At 62.8% G+C, this 15,557-nt stretch carries 18 protein-coding genes and 1 tRNA gene; 10 read left to right on the top strand and 9 right to left on the bottom strand.

From position 1 onward, the window contains the following. Positions 1-60 precede the first annotated feature (60 nt). Positions 61-273: a hypothetical protein gene (locus EEB13_RS20030; protein WP_045067024.1), complete on the top strand. Its 213-nt coding sequence runs from the start codon at positions 61-63 to the stop codon at positions 271-273. A 444-nt stretch (positions 274-717) separates the two neighbouring features. Then, positions 718-960, top strand: coding sequence for a hypothetical protein (locus EEB13_RS20035; protein ID WP_141486112.1), 243 nt, complete (start codon positions 718-720; stop codon positions 958-960). Positions 961-1,471: 511 nt separating this feature from the next. Here the strand turns inward: EEB13_RS20035 and EEB13_RS20040 are convergent. After that, positions 1,472-1,544: transfer RNA gene (locus EEB13_RS20040), tRNA-Asn, on the bottom strand. Between the two features lie 136 nt (positions 1,545-1,680). Here EEB13_RS20040 and EEB13_RS20045 point away from each other — a divergent pair. Further along, positions 1,681-1,932 (top strand): hypothetical protein, encoded by a 252-nt coding sequence (locus EEB13_RS20045; RefSeq protein ID WP_033233058.1) that lies wholly within the window; start codon positions 1,681-1,683, stop codon positions 1,930-1,932. Here EEB13_RS20045 and dnaG read toward each other — a convergent pair whose 3' ends face one another. Together dnaG and EEB13_RS20055 are read right to left on the bottom strand one after the other, a co-directional pair. Further along, positions 1,933-3,852 (bottom strand): DNA primase, encoded by a 1,920-nt coding sequence (gene dnaG / locus EEB13_RS20050; RefSeq protein WP_033233056.1) that lies wholly within the window; start codon positions 3,850-3,852, stop codon positions 1,933-1,935. It abuts the gene before it with no gap. A gap of 49 nt (positions 3,853-3,901) precedes the next feature. After that, positions 3,902-4,696 (bottom strand): helix-turn-helix domain-containing protein, encoded by a 795-nt coding sequence (locus EEB13_RS20055; RefSeq protein ID WP_261984599.1) that lies wholly within the window; start codon positions 4,694-4,696, stop codon positions 3,902-3,904. A gap of 67 nt (positions 4,697-4,763) precedes the next feature. Between EEB13_RS20055 and EEB13_RS20060 the strand changes: the two genes are divergently transcribed. Then, positions 4,764-5,279, top strand: coding sequence for a VOC family protein (locus EEB13_RS20060; RefSeq protein ID WP_033233054.1), 516 nt, complete (start codon positions 4,764-4,766; stop codon positions 5,277-5,279). A gap of 4 nt (positions 5,280-5,283) precedes the next feature. Here the strand turns inward: EEB13_RS20060 and EEB13_RS20065 are convergent, their stop codons facing one another. Next, entirely contained in the window at positions 5,284-6,582 is a 1,299-nt protein-coding gene (locus EEB13_RS20065; RefSeq protein ID WP_095885929.1) for a deoxyguanosinetriphosphate triphosphohydrolase, read from the bottom strand. 11 nt (positions 6,583-6,593) lie between these two features. Continuing rightward, positions 6,594-7,172 (bottom strand): YdcF family protein, encoded by a 579-nt coding sequence (locus EEB13_RS20070; protein WP_230590072.1) that lies wholly within the window; start codon positions 7,170-7,172, stop codon positions 6,594-6,596. Positions 7,173-7,355: 183 nt separating this feature from the next. Here EEB13_RS20070 and EEB13_RS20075 point away from each other — a divergent pair, with 183 nt between their 5' ends. Further along, positions 7,356-9,437, top strand: a complete 2,082-nt coding sequence (locus tag EEB13_RS20075; RefSeq protein WP_141486114.1) for a TPM domain-containing protein — start codon at positions 7,356-7,358, stop codon at positions 9,435-9,437. Positions 9,438-9,536: 99 nt separating this feature from the next. Then, positions 9,537-10,274 (top strand): polyprenol monophosphomannose synthase, encoded by a 738-nt coding sequence (locus tag EEB13_RS20080; RefSeq protein ID WP_033233048.1) that lies wholly within the window; start codon positions 9,537-9,539, stop codon positions 10,272-10,274. Here EEB13_RS20080 and EEB13_RS20085 read toward each other — a convergent pair. Next, positions 10,266-11,042 carry a helix-turn-helix domain-containing protein gene (locus EEB13_RS20085; RefSeq protein WP_141486115.1) on the bottom strand — a complete coding sequence of 259 codons (777 nt, stop codon included), beginning with the start codon at positions 11,040-11,042 and terminating at the stop codon, positions 10,266-10,268. The two genes, EEB13_RS20080 and EEB13_RS20085, sit on opposite strands and share 9 nt — an antisense overlap. Before the next feature lie 131 nt (positions 11,043-11,173). Between EEB13_RS20085 and EEB13_RS20090 the strand changes: the two genes are divergently transcribed. After that, on the top strand, positions 11,174-11,539 hold the full coding sequence (locus tag EEB13_RS20090) for a nuclear transport factor 2 family protein (protein ID WP_141486116.1): 366 nt from the start codon (positions 11,174-11,176) through the stop codon (positions 11,537-11,539). Positions 11,540-11,604: 65 nt separating this feature from the next. Next, positions 11,605-12,024 carry a MepB family protein gene (locus EEB13_RS20095; protein ID WP_261984600.1) on the top strand — a complete coding sequence of 140 codons (420 nt, stop codon included), beginning with the start codon at positions 11,605-11,607 and terminating at the stop codon, positions 12,022-12,024. Here the strand turns inward: EEB13_RS20095 and EEB13_RS20100 are convergent. Both EEB13_RS20100 and EEB13_RS20105 read right to left on the bottom strand, forming a co-directional pair. After that, positions 12,012-12,593 (bottom strand): dihydrofolate reductase family protein, encoded by a 582-nt coding sequence (locus EEB13_RS20100; protein ID WP_141486118.1) that lies wholly within the window; start codon positions 12,591-12,593, stop codon positions 12,012-12,014. The two genes, EEB13_RS20095 and EEB13_RS20100, sit on opposite strands and share 13 nt — an antisense overlap. Positions 12,594-12,683: 90 nt before the next feature. After that, on the bottom strand, positions 12,684-14,075 hold the full coding sequence (locus EEB13_RS20105) for a glycine--tRNA ligase (RefSeq protein ID WP_033233186.1): 1,392 nt from the start codon (positions 14,073-14,075) through the stop codon (positions 12,684-12,686). Positions 14,076-14,273: 198 nt separating this feature from the next. Between EEB13_RS20105 and EEB13_RS20110 the strand changes: the two genes are divergently transcribed. Together EEB13_RS20110 and EEB13_RS20115 are read left to right on the top strand one after the other, a co-directional pair. Then, the gene (locus EEB13_RS20110) at positions 14,274-14,657 is read left to right on the top strand and encodes an ArsR/SmtB family transcription factor (RefSeq protein WP_033233027.1); all 384 of its coding nucleotides are present in this window, start codon (positions 14,274-14,276) and stop codon (positions 14,655-14,657) included. Then, entirely contained in the window at positions 14,654-15,100 is a 447-nt protein-coding gene (locus tag EEB13_RS20115; protein ID WP_230590059.1) for a Fur family transcriptional regulator, read from the top strand. Before EEB13_RS20110 ends, EEB13_RS20115 begins: the two co-directional genes overlap by 4 nt. Here EEB13_RS20115 and EEB13_RS20120 read toward each other — a convergent pair. Then, positions 15,097-15,534, bottom strand: coding sequence for a GNAT family N-acetyltransferase (locus EEB13_RS20120; RefSeq protein ID WP_092808651.1), 438 nt, complete (start codon positions 15,532-15,534; stop codon positions 15,097-15,099). The two genes, EEB13_RS20115 and EEB13_RS20120, sit on opposite strands and share 4 nt — an antisense overlap. Positions 15,535-15,557: the final 23 nt, after the last annotated feature.

Raw genomic sequence — 15,557 nt, forward strand, 5'->3', positions numbered from 1 at the left:
CCGGGCTTTCGCTTCAGACAACCACCGACTTCGAACGACCACCGACAGGAAGGGCAACAAATGAAGGTCACCGCCAAGGTCACGAAATCCGGCGATTGGTGGGCCGTCGAGGTGCCCGAGGTCGACGGTGCATTCACCCAAGCACGCCGACTCGATCAGATTCCCGACATGGTCGCTGACGCGGTGCACCTTCTCACGGATGTTCCTGCCGGGGATGTCGAGGTCACGCTCGACGTCAACCAAACCCACAGCCCCGGCGCGCAATTCGAATAGATCTCAGTCGGCCGACTCGCCCTGCAGCCTCGGGGGCTCGTCCGGGCGATCATCTTGTAGACAGGGCGGAATGTGTCCGCTAGCGGCATAGTTGGCATGGTGTTGGATATGCGGCGATGTCGTTTGGGGCCGGTATTGGCTGGCTCCGTTGCTGTTCTCGCGGTTGGGGTAGTTGTTGCTTTCCAGATTGTGGACGACCGACGGTCCCCGGCAGCTGCCCCGCAGGGGCAGGTTATCGGGCAACCCACATGTCTGGCGCCTGACGTGCTCGAGGCGGTCATTCCTATACCGGTCCAGTCACCGGAGTACCTAGTAGACCCATTGCCTCCGGCAGGAACGATTCCCGAGAGCTTCCAACCGACATCGGTGGTGGTGTGCGAATTCCTGAAGTTCGCGGACGACAACAGTGGGGCGATCCTGAGGCAGACGAGGAGAAGCGGTGATTTGACGCGAGTCATCGCTGAATTGGCGCAGCCCTCGCTCGATCGTCCGTGGTTCGGCGAATGCCCCACTGCGTCGACCATTCCCACTCCTGTGGTTTGGCTGGTCGATGCCAGCGGACACGGTGTGAGAGTTGCTTTTCCGACAGGAAGTGCGTGTGGGCACCCACTACCGGAGGCATACGAGGAAGTCATGAACCTGGCCGTGCAGGACGACCAAGCGCACTATCTTCCCAGTGCATTGTGAGGTTCTTACCTACCTGACAACGATCAAATCTCGGACGAATACCTCCCCTAGATATCTGAGTACCCGTCCGGATCCAGCTGATCAGCGCCAGCCTTCGCATCATCGCGGTCACGCGCCCCAAAAAAACCTAACCCAGTGGTCTGCCATAGACGATCAGGGACGCGGCGGCGTAGATCTACCGACTGCGCCAGCGATCAGCCTGCGGCATGGCACCGGCGCATGGCGGCGTTCGCACAGTCTTGCCACACTTGCGGCAGTAGTGCGTTCGATGCCCGCCGTTCTCGGCCGTCACACAGCCGCAGACTTCCCATCCGACGAGACAGGTGCCACCGGTGAGGGCGTGCCCGCTGGGGCAACTGGTCGGCGCAGACTCGACAGACATATCAGAATCTTCGCACACACATTCGAATGACAGCTGTCGGTCACGCGGCGCCTGGCAGGCCGTCGACATAACCGTGCAACAAAAAAATCCCTGATCCGCATTGCTGCGGATCAGGGATTCTTCTGAACGCTCCCCCGGCTGGACTCGAACCAGCAACCGTCCGATTAACAGTCGGAAGCTCTGCCAATTGAGCTACAGGGGATTGTCTTGCTCGCTTCGCCCGTTCCGGCGTTGCCTGAGAAACTGTAGCGAATCCACCGCCGAAGTACCAAATCGCCTGCCCAGCGAGTCATCAGGCAGGATGGAGTCAGGACGATCGGTGCTGGAGGGAAGCAGGAATGATGCGTTTGTTGATCGGTGTTGCCGCTGGGTACGTCCTGGGGACGAAAGCAGGGCGGGCCCGGTACGAACAGATCAGTCGGGCCGCGAAGGCGGTGGCGACCAGTCCTGCCACGAAGAAGGTGCTCGACGCGTCGCGTCAGAAGCTGGCTGATTCGCTCAGCACGCAGCCGAAATTGGAGCCCATGAAGCCGATCAACGAGGAAACCACGATCCTGATCCCTCATGACCAGTTGAAGAAGAACCGCTAGTCAGACGCTGTTGTCGCCGACGGCTTGCTCACGCAGCTGTCGGCGGTACTGCTCGAGGGCGACGAGGTCGCCGAACAGCGAGTTGTACTCGTCCGGTGCTGCGGCGGGTGAGATGCGCTGCAGTTTCGATTTGAGGTCTGCGACCTGTTCGCCGACCCAAGCCTCCTGCAGTCGCGCGAGCACGCCGCTGATGTAGCGGGGAACTGTGTCCTCGTCACATGGCATCGGTTCGACGGCAAGTTCGGAGATCACTGAGGCAACTGTCACATCTTCGACTCCCTTGGTGACAACCTCGATCCATTCGGCGCCGCCGAAGCCCTTGCTGGTGCCGCCGGCGTCGGACATCGACTGCCTGATTGCCACGTAGGCGGGATGAGTGAACGTCTCGACGGGAAGTGAGTCGAACACCGTTCCGGCGATCCCTGGGTACTGCAGGGCCGCTTTGAGCACCGCTCGCTGCGTGGACAGTCCCGGGTCGTTGGGCCGGGGCCGTGAGATCCCGATTGGGAGGGCAAGGGCGTCGTCGCTCGGCTCCGGAATGACCTGACGCCGCTTCGGCGCGGGTGAAGAACCTCGGGTGGACGCGCGTTTGCGAGCTTCGTCACGGACACGTCGACGCACGGACGGCAGGTCGTCCCACCCGACCCATCCGCACAGCAGGTTCGCGTAACTGTCACGCAGGGTCGATTCCTTGATCTGCGCGACGACGGGAACGGTACGACGCAAAGCCTCGACGCGACCTTCCGCTGTGTCGAGATCATGCTCGGTGAGTATCGACTTGACCACGAACTCGAACATCGGGGTTCGCCTCGCCACGAGGTCGCGGACTGCAGCATCACCCGACGCCAGCCTGAGATCGCACGGGTCCATTCCGTCGGGTGCGACGGCAACAAACGTCTGCCCGGCCATCTTCTGATCACCCTCGAAAGCCTTCATCGCGGCAGCTTGCCCCGCGGCATCTCCGTCGAAGGTGTAGATGATTTCGCCGCGAAAGTAGCTGTCGTCCATCAGGAGTCGGCGCAGCATCGCGAGGTGTTCCTCGCCGAATGCGGTGCCACACGACGCGACAGCGGTCTTGACGCCGGCCAGATGCATCGCCATGACATCGGTGTACCCCTCGACCACCACAGCCTGATGCCCCTTGGCGATGTCGCGTTTCGCGAGATCGAGGCCGAACAAGACCTGAGACTTCTTGTACAGGATGGTTTCCGGGGTGTTGACGTACTTGCCTGGCATGGTGTCGTCGTCGAAAAGTTTGCGGGCACCGAAGCCGATTACGTCGCCGGCAACGCTCCGGATGGGCCACAGGAGTCGACGATGAAAACGGTCGATCGGGCCGCGTCGCCCCTCCTTGGCCAGGCCGGCGGCTTCGAGCTCCTTGAACTCGAATCCCTTGGCCATCAAGTGCTTTGTGAGTGTGTCCCAGCCTTCGGGGGCGTAGCCGCAGCCGAACTGCAAGGCCGCAGCGCCGTCGAAATTTCGCTCGGTGAGGTAATCGCGCGCAGCTTGGGCGTCTGGCTCCCGCAGGCGCGCCGCATAGAACTCCTGCGCTGCCGCGTTGGCCGCGATCAAGCGCGCACGGGTGCCGCGATCGCGCTGAACCGAGGGACCGCCGCCCTCGTAGGAAATCGAGTAGTTCAGCCGGTCGGCCAACTGCTCGACAGCCTCGACAAAACTGATGTGATCCATCTTCTGCAAGAAGGAGTAGACGTCGCCGCCCTCACCGCAACCGAAGCAGTGATAAAGCCCATGGTTGGGACGAACGTGGAACGACGGCGACTTCTCGTCGTGGAACGGGCACAGCCCCTTGATGGAGTCGCCACCCGCACGCTTGAGCGAGACGTATTCACCGACGATGTCTTCGATGCGTGTGCGTTCGCGAATGGCCGCGATGTCTCTGTCAGAAATTCGGCCCGCCACGTATGTCAGTCTAGGCGGTCCACGAACTGCGCCTGACACGGCAAGTTCGTCACGGGTGGTCTGGAGTCTGGCGGTAGGAGTTCGGTGTGAAACCGAGGACGTTGCGGAAGTCGGCGGACAGGTGGGCGTGGTCTGCGTAACCGAGATCGGCCGCCACTTGCGCGATCTTCACCGACGGATCTTCGCGTAGCCGTTGTGCGGCTTCCTGAAGTCGGTAGCGTCGAATGATCGCCAATGGCGGCAACCCGACGTATCGCTGGGCAAGGCGTTGGACACCCCGGACGGAGGTGCCGAGAAGTTCGGCGATATCACCGACACGGATCACGGTCCGATCCAAGGCAATCAGGTCTTCCATGGCATTTGCCAGACGACCACTCTCGTCGTCCGGCGCAATGTGCTGGGCCGCCCACTCGGAGAAAGCCGCAATCGCACGCTGCCTACCCACCTCGTGGTCAGCCTCACCCATCGCCGACATCACTGCCTCGTGCAAGTCCGGCGCGGCGATCTGCACTTCGGTGTTCTGGATGGTCTGCGGATCAGCTCGCAACGACGCGAGGCCCGCCGGCCGCAACAGTGCACCCACCGCCCAGCCACTGCCGGACAGGTCACGGTGCGACGCCCCTGTCGACGGGCCGACCAGGGACACCCCGCCGGGTTCGACCACGAGATTGGAAGCGGGGAACGGCAGCACTTCCTGTCGGACAGTTCGGCCGGGCGCCAGCTGCCATCGCGGAATCCAGAACCAGCGGATACGCCCTTCCAACGAGGCGTCGGCCGGTTCGCGGTGGAACGTCGGGAGTTTGGTCGGGTACAGAATCCCGCGACTGTCATTGGGCGTGACCAACTGCCGTCCTCCTCGTTCGTCGCAAATCTTCAAGCCACAGCCCATCTGACGGCGCTACCTTCGTTTCATGAACGCAGACAGCATTTCCCAGCAGGGCGTGACCGGCGAGCACACAACAGACGGCATCCCGCACGGCTCGACGAGCTTGACCCCGTTTCTGGCGATCAAGGGAGCCGCCGACGCGATTGAATTTTACCGGTCGGTGTACGGCGCACGCGTCGTCGACATCACCGAGTTCAGCGGCGTCGTCGTCCACGCCGACCTCGATTTCGGAAACGGTCGGCTCCAACTCGGCGAACCCAACCCCGATTACGGCCTCGTCGAGGCACCTTCCGGCGACGCCGACTCCTACTCGATGGGCCTGTACTGCTCAGATGTCGACGCCGTCGTCGAGCGCGCAGTACAAGCCGGCGCGACCGTTCGTGAATCGGTAAGCACGTTCGTCTCGGGCGACCGGTTTGCCTCGATCCGCGACCCCTTCGGCGTGCGTTGGTCCATCATGACGCGCGTCGAGGACCTCAGCGAAGCCGAGAGTGCGCGCAGAGTCGCAGAATGGGCGCTGACGCAAACGCCGTCGAGTTGAGCAGTCAGCCCCAACTGGCCTGCGCGCCGAGGCTGGCTTTGTCGACCCGCTCGAGGCGACTCTCCGTGTACGACGCGATCTGATCCACGACAACTCGGGTGCGCGCCGCATCGTTTTCCGCTCGCTCCCAGGCAGGCAGCAAGATGGGGTCCAATCCGGCGGGCGCTGTTGCCAGCAGCCATTCCGCGACGCGATGAACTCGGTCACGTTGACGGTCTTGGCGGGCCTTGTGCCCGTTGTCGGACATCACGTAATACAGCGCAACGGTTTTGAGCAGCGCTACTTCGGATGCCACCGCTTCGGGGATGTCGAGGTCTGCTTGGTACCGCGACAGCGGCCGGTCTCCGTTGGTCAGCCGGGTGCGGGCGATGGCTGCCGTCGCAAAGCGTCCGACCAATTCGCTGGTCAGGTTTTTCAATGCCACGGAACTGTTCAGGGTCCCGTCGTAGCTGCCGACGCTCTGTACGACGGGCAGTTCCGACAACCGCTGCGCAGCGTCGATCAGATCGTCGATCACCAGGCCGCGAAACTCCGAGGCACCCAACTCGGCGAGTGCCCGTTGCTCGCTCGGATCGGCCAGTGACCGAAGGTCGATACGGCCGGCAATCACCCCGTCCTCGACGTCGTGCACCGAATAGGCGACGTCGTCGGCCCAGTCCATGACCTGAGCTTCCAATGCTTGTCGACGCCCGGGCGCTCCGTCGCGGACCCAGGCCAGCACATCGGCGTCATCGTCGTAGGCGCCGAACTTGGCTCCGGGTTCCGGCCTGGTCCACGGATATTTGATCGCGGCGTCGAGGGAAGCCCGGGTGAGGTTGAGTCCGGCACTGCGACCGTCGGGCCCCAAGATCTTGGGTTCGAGGCTCGTGAGGATGCGCAGGTTCTGGGCGTTGCCTTCGAACCCGCCGCAGTCTTTCGCGACCTCGTCGAGTGCCTTCTCACCGTTGTGCCCGTACGGAGGGTGCCCGATGTCGTGGGCCAATCCGGCGAGGTCTACGAGATCGGGATCACAGCCGAGGCCGTCGGCGATACCGCGACCGATCTGCGCAACTTCCATCGAGTGCGTGAGCCGGGTACGCGGGGTGTCACCGTCGCGAGGACCGACTACCTGGGTTTTGTCGGCCAGGCGTCGTAACGCCGCGGAGTGCTGCACGCGAGCGCGATCCCGCGAGAAGTCGGATCGATGTTGAGCGGCGGCAATCTGAGTACCGGGCAATCCCGCTCGCTTCGGAGCCTCGACAATGCGGCGCTCCAGATCGTGCTCGGAATAGGTTCCGCCGCCGTACGTGGTGTGTGCCGTCATTTCGGTTGTTCCTATTGCCCTGCCGTGTAGGGGAAGTCAGCGGAGAAGTGCGTCAGTTGGTACCAGAGCAGAGCGCCGGTTTCGCGCGCGATGCCATGCAGTTGGGATTCGCGGGTGAACACGGCCGGCCCTTGTCTGGTGGGCGCGGTCCAGGCTTCGAGGCCGGTGTCGCGGGCCATGGTTCGAGTGCGCAGGGAATGCCACGGGTCACTGACCAGAACTGCGGAATTGATTCCCTGCGAAGCCATTTCGTCGCTGACGGCATCAATGCTCAGCAAGGTGTCCGAGCCGGTTTCGACCGCGGTAATCGCACTCGACGGAATCCCGCGGTCGGTGAGATACATCTTTCCGGACGCGGCTTCGGTGTACTCGTCACCTTCCTGCTTGCCGCCGACGGTGATGATCTGCGGCGCTACCCCACGCTTGTACAGCTTGTACGCCTGCTCGAGCCTGGCTTCGAACACCGACGACGGAGTTCCCGAGTACTGAGCGGCCCCGAGAACAACAATCGCGTCGGCTGGTGTCGTGTCGTCGATCCGCGCAACCTGCCAGACCCGGACGGCGGTTCCGCCGATCAAGACGAAGGTCATCAGTAGAGCCCCGGCGATGAGGCGTCGGGTCCATCGAGCCAGACCTTCGCCGAAGCCGCCGCCAGCCCCGGAGGGCGCAGAGTTGCGGGAGCGGTTGCCGAAAGCTGGTTTCACTCCCGCAATTGTGCCAGCCCCGATCGCTCCCCCGCGCTGCCGACGCGCCATAACGGTTAGATTTGCGTCATGGCCTTCGCAGCACACATCGAGCAGTCGTCTCCAGCAGACCACGACCGGGCATTCGTCCGGCCGATCCGGCGTTGGGGCAGCGCGAGCGCCGTTGCGGCGATCTTCGCGATCCTGGCATTGATCTTCAGTCCTGCCACTGCGTCGGCTGATCCGCCGTTGGTCCTTCCCAACCAGATCACCGATACCTCTGGCGTACTCAACGACGGCCAGAAGGAGGACATCCAAGCTGCGCTCGACCAACTCAGCGAAGACCATCAGATCGATCTGTGGGTTGCGTTTGTCCCCGACTTCAACGAGATGGGTGGCCAGGCGTGGGCCGATCAGACAGCAACGAAGTCCACTCTCAGCGGCACCGACGTCCTGCTTGCCGTCGCGACCACGGAAGGCGCCTACTACCTCGACGTGCCGCCCGGACTGACAAACATCACACAATCCGACATCGACTCCATCAAGTCCGACGCGACGGAACCGGCTCTCGCCGACGGTGATTGGGCTGGAGCCGCCATTGCCACCGCCGGCGCGCTCGGTGACGCAAACGCCAAGAGTGGCGGCATGTCCGTAAGCACACTCCTCATCGGCGGCGGCGCGGTCATCGTCGGAACCGGCGGAGTGGTTCTGTACTCACGCAAGCGGAAGAGCGATCGAGACAAAGCCAGCCTCGAGGCCGCAAAAAACATCGCACCCGACGACATCGCCGCCTTGAACGCACTTCCCTTGCCGACGCTGGACGAGCGAGCGCAGGCCATTCTCGTCGAGACCGACAACGCCATCGCGTCGAGCCAGGAAGAACTCGAACTCGCGCGGAGCGAATTCGGTGATGCGGCCGTCGCGCCGTTTGCCCAGGCTTTCGACAAGGCCAAGGCGACACTCGCCGGAGCCTTCGGTATCAGGCAGAAACTCGACGACGCCATCCCGGAGTCACCCGAGCAGCGGCGCCAGATGCTCATCGACATCATTTCCTCATGTGGCCGTGCCGATCAGGAACTCGATGCGCGGGTCGACGAGTTCGACACGATGCGTGACCTTCTCATCAACGCGCCCGCTCGCCTCGATGCCCTGACTCAGGCTGTTGTAGCCGTCAGCGTGCGGCTGCCGGAGTCCGAGAAGATCCTGAACGAGCTGAAGAACCAGTTCCCGGCTCCGACCCTGGCGCCGGTCGCCGGCAACGTCACCATGGCCGGAGAACGCTTGACTCTGGCCGAGCAGTCCATCGAGCAGGGCCGCGACGCCGTTGCCTTGCCCGCCGGTAAGCAGGGCGCCGCCGTCACAGCGATTCGGACCGCGGAGGCGGCACTGGACCAGGCTCGCAAACTTCTCGACGCCGTGGATCACGCGGCAGACGACATCCGCAACGCTATCGCTACCCTCCCCGCCGCGATGGACGACGTTCAGCAGGGCATCACCGCTGCCGACGCCTACCTGGCCCAGGGCGGCGATAGATTGGCCGCCGCCAAGGCTGGTGCACAAGCCGCGTTGGCTCACGCCCAGACATCGAAGGACAGTGATCCACTCGGCGCCTTCAACCAGATTGTGGCCGCCGACGCACAACTCGACGCATTGCTCGCGGAGGCTCAGGAGCAGAAGCAACAGCTCGAACGGGCGCAGCAACGCCTCGCGCAGGACATCCTGGCGGCCCAGGCACAGGTCACTGCTGCCGGCGATTTCCTCAGTACGCGACGCGGCGTCATCGGCGCCGAGGCCCGCACCCGCTACGCCGAGGCGCAGCGCCATCTGCAGGCAGCTCAGCAGTTGCAGGGCACCGATCCGTCGACGGCTCTGCAGCACGCGCAGGCTGCAACGACGCTGGCCACTCATGCTCTGCGGGCGGCCCAGAGCGACGTCAGCACATGGGAGGCAAACCAGCGTCCCCGCGGCGGAAGCGGCGGCGGCGGCAACGCCGCAGGCGCCATTCTCGGCGGCATCCTGATCAACAGCGTTCTCCGTGGCGGCGGCGGTGGACCGCGTTCGTACGGCGGTCCGAGCAGCAGCGGCCGGGGCGGCGGATTCGGCGGCGGCGGGTTCGGCGGCGGCGGAGGAGGACGCGGCAGTCGCGGCGGTGGCGGCGGCGGCCGGTTCTGAGTCAACTACCCGAGGTAGTAAAATTCTGACTTTGTTCGCGACCGACCTCGTCGTACGCTTCATCCGGCAAGTCGGGATCACAGATCATACGAAGGTGTTATGAACAACGTCGCTCCGCAGATTACCGTCGTGGTACCCACGTACAACGAGCGTGAAAACCTGCCCAAGCTCGTCGATCGTCTCGCCGCATTGAAGATCCCGAACCTGGCAGTTCTCGTGGTGGACGACAACTCCCCCGACGGAACCGGCGAGGTAGCTGACAAGCTCGGCATCGACGGCCCCATCCCGGTGGGTGTTCTGCATCGCACCGCCAAGGACGGACTCGGCCGCGCGTACGTCGCCGGTATGACGCGGGCGCTCGCCGAGAACGCCGACATCGTCATTCAGATGGACGCGGACCTGTCTCATCCGTCCGAAGTGATCCCCGCCATGATCGAGATCCTCACCACAACCGACGCTGCGGTGGTGCTCGGTTCGCGCTACGTCGAGGGCGGCGCCGTGGCCGGCGACTGGCCGTGGCACCGCAAGGCACTGTCGGCATGGGCCAACTTCTACGTCAACGCAATCTTGCGGCTGCACGTCAAGGACGCCACCGCCGGATTCAAGGCGTGGCACGCAAAGACGTTGCGCGCCATCGACGTCGAATCGGTGCAGAGCAACGGTTACGCCTTCCAGGTCGAGATGAACTACCGAGTTGTGCAGCGCGGCATGAAGATCGCCGAAACCCCCATCCGTTTCGAGGAGCGCACCGACGGCGTCTCGAAGATGAGCCTGGCTGTTCAGCTCGAATCGGCACTGGTTCCCTGGAAGCTGAAGTTCGGCAAGAAGTCACTCTGATTTCGCTCTGAAGAACTCCGCGGTCTCGCGGTCGGATGGATAAAAACATTCGATCGCGATCTCTGCCAAAGTGACATCGCGCGGCGTACCGAACACGGTGGTGGTACTGAACATCGCCAGTTCGGTGTCGCCCGCGCGAATCCGCAAGGGCACCAACAGAGAACTCTCGTCCTCATGCCACTCGCCGCCGCTGGGATAAGTCAGCAATTCTTCCAACAGCGCACCCAACTGCGCGTCGGCGGTCACCTCGACCTCACGGCGCAGCCGAGCGATCACGTGATTTCGCCACTGCGCCAAGTTCACGATGCGCTCAGCCATGCCTTCGGGATGCAAACTCAGCCGCAGAACGTTGACCGGCGGCTCCAGAAGAAACGACGCAGCGCCCTCCGTCAGGATGCTTACCGCCCGATTGCCGACGATCAGATCCCACTGGTGATCGACCACCACAGCCGGGTACGGGTCATGGGCGTCGACGATGCGATTGATGGCGTCGCTGACCGCGGACATCGGCGTTTCCGCCAACGCATTCTCCGAATAGGCCGGTGCATGACCGCCCGCCAGCAACAGCGTATTCCGCTGCCGTAGCGGCACTTCCAAACACTCGGACAAGTGGATAATCATGTCCTTACTGGGTTTCGATCGACCGGTTTCGATGAAACTCAAGTGCCTCGTCGAAACTCCGGCAGCGGAGGAAAGCCCCAACTGAGTGAGCCGTCGTCTCTCACGCCACGACTTCAGCTGGGCTCCCACATGCGTGCTCTGAGTCATCCACTCAACGTAGCGACAAGGTGTAATCAACGCCATGACCTCCGAGGTAATCGACTGACGACACATCCGCTTGGCACAGTGATCTCAGCCGGGAAACAAACCCCGGACCTCGACAACCAGGAGGATCTGCCATGAGTGACTTCGACGCAATCGCACACGCCTACATCGACCTGTGGAACGAAACCGATGCCGGCGCTCGTCAGGAACGAATCGAGCAACTGTTCGCGGCCGACGGCCGGTACACCGATCCACTGGCAGATGTGACCGGACACAGACAGATCGACGCGATGATCAGCGCTGTGCAGCAGCAGTTTCCGGGCATGACCTTCACACTCGCCGGACCGGTGGACTCACACCACAGCCAAGCTCGGTTCGGCTGGAAGCTCGGCCCGGCCGGCAAAGAATCCCTGATCGACGGATTCGACGTGCTCGAACGAAATGACGACGGCCGGTTGACGCTTGTTCTCGGGTTCCTCGACAAGGTGCCCTCAGCCTGAATCCCCCACCACCGACAGCGCTGCACCTTCAGCGCTGTCGGTGCCCCGTGCCATCATCATTGCCGATGAACGCTCACGGATGTACCTGGTCCACACCGATTCCCGAACCCGAGGGCGCGGAGTACAGCGCTCACTCCCTCACTGTCGACGGGCGCAGCGCCGTGTACCGTCGCGCAAAGACGACTCCTACCAAACTCGGGCAGTTCGTGACGCTGTGGCGACGATCGGACGCCGGGCCGATCCGCCCGTTCGATGTTTCCGACGGCGTCGAATTGTTCATCGTGAAGGTATACGACGGAGAACAACTGGGGCACTTCATTTTTCCCGTCGACGCTCTCATCACGAATCGAGTGGTTTCGACAGACTTCACGGGCGGTAAACGCGCCATTCGCATCTACCCGCCGTGGGTAACGCCGACCAGTGTGCAGGCCGTCAGATCCCAGCGCTGGCAACTCGATTATTTTCGCCCCACTCACTGCAACTGATACGTCGCCATGATGACTCCGGTTGTGGTGGAAACACTTTCGGTGAGAGTGAACCGCGCGAGTGCGGCGCCGTCAGGAAACAACCTGCGTCCCGTTCCGAGAACCACAGGATGGATGAGCAGAAAGTAGGTGTCGATCAATTGGCGCTGCGCCAACGACGTGATCAGTTCCCCACTACCCAGAATCACCAGATCCGGCCCCTCGGTGTCCTTCAACTCGGCAACCGCGTCGGCGGCGTCACCGCGGAGCAACGTCGAGTTCTTCCACGGCAGCGGTTCGGTCAATGTCCGCGACGCAACATATTTCTGCGTGTTGTCGAGCACTTCGGTGAACGGATTGTCGGTCTGGTGCGGCCAGTACGACGCAAAACTCTCGTACGTCCGTCGCCCGAAGAGTAGCTGCGATCTTGCAGCCATTCCCTCGCCCATCTTCCGCGCCATGACCGCGTCACTGAACGGCGCAGCCCATCCCCCGTGCTCGAAGCCGCCACGACGGTCCTCGTCGGGCCCACCCGGTGCCTGCATGACACCGTCGAGAGTCACGCTGTTGGTCACACTGAGTTGTCTCATATGTCTGTTCTTACGCCTCGAAGGTCGCCGGGAACAGCAAACGGGCGGCCTCCCCCGTTATCGAGGAAGGCCGCCCGAGACGGATTCGGCTTAAGAACCGATCAGTCGCGTCGCAAGGTAGCTCTCGACCTGATCGAGTGCGACGCGTTCCTGAGCCATGGAGTCACGCTCGCGAACGGTGACTGCCTGGTCTTCGAGGGTGTCGAAGTCGACCGTGATGCAGAACGGGGTGCCGATCTCGTCCTGACGACGGTAGCGGCGGCCGATGGCGCCGGCGTCGTCGAATTCGACGTTCCAGTTCTGACGCAGTTGCGCTGCAAGATCTTTTGCCTTTGGCGTGAGATCCGCATTGCGCGAGAGCGGCAGGACAGCGGCCTTGACCGGAGCGAGACGACGATCCAGGCGCAGCACCGTGCGCTTGTCGACGCCACCCTTGGCGTTGGGGGCTTCGTCCTCGGTGTAGGCGTCGACGAGGAAGGCCATGAGTGACCGGGTGAGGCCGGCTGCCGGCTCGATGACGTACGGCGTGTAGCGCTCGCCGGTTGTCTGGTCGAAGTAGTTCAGCTCGGTGCCCGAGTGCTTGGAGTGCGTCGAGAGGTCGAAGTCGGTGCGGTTCGCGATGCCCTCGAGCTCACCCCATTCGCTGCCCTGGAAGTGGAAGCGGTACTCGATGTCCGTGGTGCCCTTGGAGTAGTGCGAGAGCTTTTCCTTCGCGTGCTCGTACAGGCGCAGGTTGTCCTTGTTGATACCGAGGCCGGTGTACCAGTCCATGCGGTAGTCGATCCAGTACTTGTGCCATGCGTCGTCCTCGCCGGGCTTGACGAAGAATTCCATCTCCATCTGCTCGAACTCGCGGGTGCGGAAGATGAAGTTGCCTGGGGTGATCTCGTTGCGGAAGCTCTTGCCGATCTGGCCGATGCCGAACGGCGGCTTCTTACGCGACGTGGTCAGCACGTTGGCGAAGTTCACGAAGATGCCCTGCGCGGTTTCGGGACGCAGGTAGTGCATGCCCTCTTCGCTCTCGACGGGGCCGAGGTACGTCTTGAGCATCATGTTGAAGTCGCGCGGTTCGGTCCACTGGCCGACGGTGCCGCAGTCGGGGCACCCGATGAGGTCCATCGTGACGTCGTCCGGGTTGTCGAGCTTCTTCTTCTCCGCGTACGCCTCCTGCAGGTGATCCTGACGGTGACGCTTGTGACAGTTGAGGCACTCGACCAGCGGGTCGTTGAAGACGCCGACGTGTCCGGATGCAACCCACACCTCGCGGGGCAAAATCACCGAGGAGTCGAGGCCGACAACGTCCTCGCGGCTGGTGACCATGTTCCGCCACCACTGACGCTTGATGTTCTCCTTGAGCTCGACACCCAATGGGCCGTAGTCCCATGCGGACTTGGTGCCTCCGTAGATCTCACCGCACGGGTAGACCAGGCCTCGCCGCTTGGCGAGATTGACGACGGCTTCGATCTTGGACTTGGGTGCCACTGGATTGCTCTCCATCTGGGTAATAGATGCACGGTTTTCCTGCGCTTTTTGCATGTCCAGACTAACCGGCCCCGGAAGTGGACTTCGCGCCACGGTTGACATGCGTACTTGTGCATATCAAAATGAATGTGATTTGCAATAGTGTGGTCTTATGGCTACGCAGGAACGTTGTGACACATCCCTCGAAGGAGCCTCGCTGTGAGCATTGCGGATACCGGCGATCTCCACAACCACCATGATCACGACGCGCTCGATCACACACATGACCCGTTCGAACCCGTCCCACCAGCCGTGGTTCCACCCAAGGAAACTCTGGCTGCTGCCGGTGAGATCCTGCGAGCGCTCGCCGCACCTGTCCGCATCGCGATCGTGCTCCAACTCCACCAGTCGCAGCGGTGCGTCCACGAACTTGTCGGCGCCCTCGGCGTCACCCAACCGCTCATCAGCCAGCACCTTCGTGTCCTGAAGGCTGCGGGCGTCGTGCGTGGCGAACGCCACGGACGCGAAGTTCTCTATCGACTGGCCGACGACCATCTGGCCCACATAGTCGTGGACGCTGTCGCCCACGCAGAAGAAGGATGATCACCACCAACATGAACACCACCGGTCAGTCTGCATTCAAGCGCAGCGCCACTGTCGGCATTCGATCGACCAAACAGCGCAGCGCGATCTCCGCACTGCTCGACGACATCGGCGAGTTCAAGTCGGCGCAAGAGCTGCACGACGAACTGCGCAAGCGTGGTGAAGCCATCGGCCTGACCACCGTCTACCGAACCCTGCAGACCCTCGCCGACGCCGGAACCATCGACGTCCTGCGCACCGACACCGGTGAATCCGTCTATCGCCGTTGCTCTTCCGGCCACCATCACCACCTCGTGTGCCGAAATTGCGGATACACCGTGGAGGTGGAAGGCGCGATGGTCGAGCAGTGGTCACAGACCATCGCCGACGACAACGGATTCACCGACGTCAGTCACACAGTCGAAATTTTTGGTACCTGCCGCGATTGCGCGGCCGCGACTTAATCAGCCAGCGAAAACCGAAGCAGATTGGATTCGCGCGGCTCGAAACCGAGTTTCCGGTAGAGCTGATTCGCGGCTACCCGCGAGCTCCTCGAGGTCAGATCCACAGTGCGGGCGCCGAGCTCCTCGGCGCGAGCGAGGGCTGCTGTGGTCAGCGCGGATCCGACCTGTCGGCCTTGAGCCGCCCCGTCGACCACAACGTCCTCGATCCAGGCGCGGTAGCCGGTCGGGGTCGGAAAGACGACCAGGGTCAGCGTTCCGACGATACGACCGTCGAGCCTGGCCACGAAAAGTGTGTTCGTGGGGCAGGCCACAACCTTCTCGAGCGACGCCGCGGTGACTGGTGGCGCCGACTTCGACAGCTGCGGAATGAGTCTCGCGCAGGCTTCAACCAGCTCGTCGGTGACTTCGCAGGCCTTGTGGATCTCGAGCGCCATGGACTACTCCTCGAAGAATCGGT

Origin of the sequence: Rhodococcus sp. WS3, assembly GCF_003797085.1 — a bacterium.
Taxonomy (GTDB): Bacteria; Actinomycetota; Actinomycetes; order Mycobacteriales; family Mycobacteriaceae; genus Rhodococcus_F; species Rhodococcus_F globerula.

What these genes read in the sequence shown, in the direction of transcription:
- EEB13_RS20080 (WP_033233048.1), top strand. Translation starts at nt 9,537, where the DNA reads ATGAACAACGTCGCTCCGCAGATTACCGTCGTGGTACCCACGTACAAC.
- EEB13_RS20045 (WP_033233058.1), top strand. Translation starts at nt 1,681, where the DNA reads ATGATGCGTTTGTTGATCGGTGTTGCCGCTGGGTACGTCCTGGGGACG.
- EEB13_RS20090 (WP_141486116.1), top strand. Translation starts at nt 11,174, where the DNA reads ATGAGTGACTTCGACGCAATCGCACACGCCTACATCGACCTGTGGAAC.
- EEB13_RS20070 (WP_230590072.1), bottom strand. Translation starts at nt 7,172, where the DNA reads ATGACCTTCGTCTTGATCGGCGGAACCGCCGTCCGGGTCTGGCAGGTT.
- EEB13_RS20030 (WP_045067024.1), top strand. Translation starts at nt 61, where the DNA reads ATGAAGGTCACCGCCAAGGTCACGAAATCCGGCGATTGGTGGGCCGTC.
- EEB13_RS20075 (WP_141486114.1), top strand. Translation starts at nt 7,356, where the DNA reads ATGGCCTTCGCAGCACACATCGAGCAGTCGTCTCCAGCAGACCACGAC.
- EEB13_RS20115 (WP_230590059.1), top strand. Translation starts at nt 14,654, where the DNA reads ATGATCACCACCAACATGAACACCACCGGTCAGTCTGCATTCAAGCGC.
- EEB13_RS20100 (WP_141486118.1), bottom strand. Translation starts at nt 12,593, where the DNA reads ATGAGACAACTCAGTGTGACCAACAGCGTGACTCTCGACGGTGTCATG.
- EEB13_RS20085 (WP_141486115.1), bottom strand. Translation starts at nt 11,042, where the DNA reads ATGACTCAGAGCACGCATGTGGGAGCCCAGCTGAAGTCGTGGCGTGAG.
- EEB13_RS20095 (WP_261984600.1), top strand. Translation starts at nt 11,605, where the DNA reads ATGAACGCTCACGGATGTACCTGGTCCACACCGATTCCCGAACCCGAG.
- EEB13_RS20065 (WP_095885929.1), bottom strand. Translation starts at nt 6,582, where the DNA reads ATGACGGCACACACCACGTACGGCGGCGGAACCTATTCCGAGCACGAT.
- EEB13_RS20120 (WP_092808651.1), bottom strand. Translation starts at nt 15,534, where the DNA reads ATGGCGCTCGAGATCCACAAGGCCTGCGAAGTCACCGACGAGCTGGTT.
- EEB13_RS20060 (WP_033233054.1), top strand. Translation starts at nt 4,764, where the DNA reads ATGAACGCAGACAGCATTTCCCAGCAGGGCGTGACCGGCGAGCACACA.